Source organism: Achromobacter sp. UBA5777, assembly GCF_002418565.1.
Classification (GTDB): Bacteria; Pseudomonadota; Gammaproteobacteria; order Burkholderiales; family Burkholderiaceae_B; genus Achromobacter; species Achromobacter animicus.
Genome location: NZ_DIEJ01000068.1, coordinates 1 through 2,996, shown reverse-complemented (window position 1 = coordinate 2,996; position 2,996 = coordinate 1). Strand labels below are relative to the sequence as shown.

Sequence of the window (2,996 nt, the reverse complement as noted above, 5' to 3'; positions counted from 1 at the left end):
GCGCTCGCGCTGGTCGAACCGCTGGGCGGCAAGGATGAGGCGGCGGCGCAGCGCGTCAAGCGCGCGGGCGCGCGCCCGGCCATCCCCGCCACGCTGACGCTGGCGAACTATCCCGCGCCGGTGCAGGATTGCCGCGATACGCCCTACGGCACCTCGTGCGAACTGCTGCCGTCCGATGCCGCAGGCAGCGGCGGCCCCGCGTCGCTGGCCTATGCCGCTTACGCGCGTGAGGATTACCAGGAAGCCATCAGCCAGGCGCGCAAGGCGGCCGAGCAGGATCCCGCCAACAAGGAATACCAGCGCCTGCTGACCACCACGCTGGCGGCCGGCAACGCCGCGCAACTGGCCGAGGCCAACACGCGCATGAGCGCGGCGCTGGCCGCGCAGCCTGACGATCCAACGCTCCTGATGCAGCGCGGTTATCTGCACCAGCGCATGCGCCAGCCCAAGCTTGCGCTGCAGGACTTCCAGGCCGCACGCGCCACGGGCAAGGCGCCGCCGACCGTAATCCTGGATGAAGGCTATGCGCTGGCCGGCGTCGGGGACAAGCGCGGCGCGGTCGATCGCCTGAAGGAGGCGATCGACGAGAACGACGCCGGCAAACTTGAGCTCACGCCGCAGCAGCGCTTTGACACGCGCAACGCCATCGGCGGGCTGTCGCGCGAATGGGGCGGGTATTTCTCCGCTGGCTACCGCGGCGCGCGACCGGCATCGTCCGGCCTGGGCGGCGCGGCCATCACTGTGCCCGGCGACGCCGTGTTCAGCACCGCGGAAATCTTCTGGCGGCCGTCGGACTTCCTGAATTCCTCGACGCGGACCTTTGAACTGTACGGACGCTTTTCGAACACGCTATACGACAAGGGTAGCCGGACCGCGAGCCAGACTGTGTCCAACCCTTGCCAGAGGACGGACGACAATTCCCAACCATCCACCATCGATATCGCTGGATCATCCAATCCGGGCATTTCAGGCCTTCCCACCACCATCGGGTCGCTCGGCATGCGGTTCACGCCCTCCACCGAAGTAGGTCTGACGTTCGGCCTGGAGCGTCAGTTCAACCTGGGCAGCGCTACGCGCCGGGGCACATTCAGCCCTGAACCGACGGCGCTGCGCTGCGGAGACGACCTCCGCGACAAGACCGCGCACTACCAGACGGATGCCGGCAGCGGCGGCTGGCTCGCGTATGTGACCTACGGCCTGTACGAAGGCACGACGCTGCGCATCGACCGCCCCGACTGGTTCACGATGGAAGGCTATGTGCAGGCCGGCTATTCCTGGCAGGACATGCCGGCCAAGTTCTGGCTGCGCAACAACGCAACGGGCGTGGACGAAGAAAAATCGTCGGGCCGGCTGAAACGCGACCAGGCGTTCGGCGCCGGCGAACTGCGCGTGGGCCGCAGCTATCGCGTGGACGCCATCAGCGAGCGGCTGGTGTTCTTTCCCTACGCGGTCATCGGCGCGGATTGGCTGTGGAACAAGAACCGTGTCACCGGCTTTGACATCGATGGTTCGGATTCCTACCGGCTGCTGGGCGACACCACCTCGTGGTCGATGGGCGCCGGGCCGGGCTTCAACCTGCGCTACTGGTTCCGCGAAGGCCACTACACCGCACCCATGTCCTACCTGGATCTGACGACGCAATACCGTTTCAACATCGGCGGCGGGCAGGCCGATCGCGCCAAGGGCCTGTTCATCAACCTGACCCTGTCGTACTGACGGCACGCCGATCCGCAATACAAGGAGTTCACCCATGCACACCGCAACCCGTCTTCCGAAGCGCACCCTGCCGAGGCTTTCCGGCCCGCTGGCCCGCGCGCTGGCATCGGCCGCCCTGATGGCGGCGTGCGCCACCGCGGCGCAGGCGCAGCAGGCCTCCTCCATCGTGATCCAGGGCAAGGACAACTGGCTCTTTCCCGGCTGGGGCAGCCTGACGCAGGTCGATATGCGCGGGATCGACGCGTCCACGCAGTTGGTGCGCGAAACGCGTGACGCGCTGGCGGCCAAGGGCATTCAGCTTGAGGTGCTGGTGCTGCCGGACAAGACGCTTTTCTATCAGGACAAGCTGCCGGACGGCAAGGCGCTCAGCGCCGACGTAAAGAAGCGTTATCAGACCATCCAGGACAAGCTCAAGCAGGCCGGCATCGCGACCATCGACGACGAGGCCGTGCTGCAGCGCGTGAAGAGCCGCGGCCAGGAGGTCTTCTACCGCACCGACCAGCACTGGACGCAGGCCGCCGCGGACGCCACCGCCGATGCGCTGGCGCAGCGCATCAAGCAGGATGTGAAGACGCTGGCCGGCAAGCCCGGCACCGGCCTGGCACTGGGCAGCGTGGTCAACGAGCGCCGCTATGGCGACCTGGCCGAGCTTTTCCTCACGCCAGACCAGCGCAAACAGGCCGGCCGCGAGACCTTCACGGTGCGGCGCCAGTCCGACAGCCAGAGCCTCGTGGACGACACGCCGGCGCCCGTGCACGTCACCGGACATAGCATGGTGCAGCCCTACTTCGGATTTCCGCAGAAGCTGTCCAACGCGCTCGACCGTCCCGTTTCGGTCAACTGGAAGCCCGGCAACGTGGGCCACTGGGTGATGCTGCTGGAGTATCTGGAATCGCCCGCCTTCAAGCAGAACAAGCCGCAGGTGCTGGTCTGGCAGATGTTCGAGCCCACCTACGCGCAGGGGCCGGAAGCCCGGGGCCTGTGGGACAACGCCTCCATCATGAGCGCCGACACCTGGCGCACGCGCATGAAAGCGGCCATCGGGAAGTAGGCACGTGGATACGCCGGACAAGTCGCAAGCCGCCAGAGACCGGGGCACAGGAAGTCCGGGCGATCGCCGGGATGCCGGCCGCCGGGACGCCGGCCGCCCCGAAGCCAGCCATCGGCTGACCGCATGGGTGGTTGCCGTGCTGCTGGCCGTCGGTTTGGGCTGGGGCGGTTGGCGGTTGGCGCAGGCGCGCGTCGGCGCGGTCGCGATGTCGCCGTCCGCGTGGCTGGAC

The 2,996-nt window shown here is 67.5% G+C and carries 2 protein-coding genes and 1 pseudogene; all 3 read left to right on the top strand.

Annotated elements, in window-relative coordinates; genetic code table 11:
• On the top strand, positions 1-1,716 hold a 1,716-nt coding region (locus B3446_RS04800), incomplete at its 5' end, for an NfrA family protein (RefSeq protein WP_414632401.1).
• 34 nt (positions 1,717-1,750) lie between these two features.
• On the top strand, positions 1,751-2,767 hold the full coding sequence (locus B3446_RS04795; RefSeq protein WP_291378057.1) for an alginate O-acetyltransferase AlgX-related protein: 1,017 nt from the start codon (positions 1,751-1,753) through the stop codon (positions 2,765-2,767).
• A gap of 4 nt (positions 2,768-2,771) precedes the next feature.
• Positions 2,772-2,996: pseudogene (locus B3446_RS04790) on the top strand (hypothetical protein); the annotation flags it as partial.

Bases quoted from the DNA above. Each gene is read 5' to 3' on its own strand.
- B3446_RS04795 (WP_291378057.1), top strand. From the start codon at position 1,751: ATGCACACCGCAACCCGTCTTCCGAAGCGCACCCTGCCGAGGCTTTCC.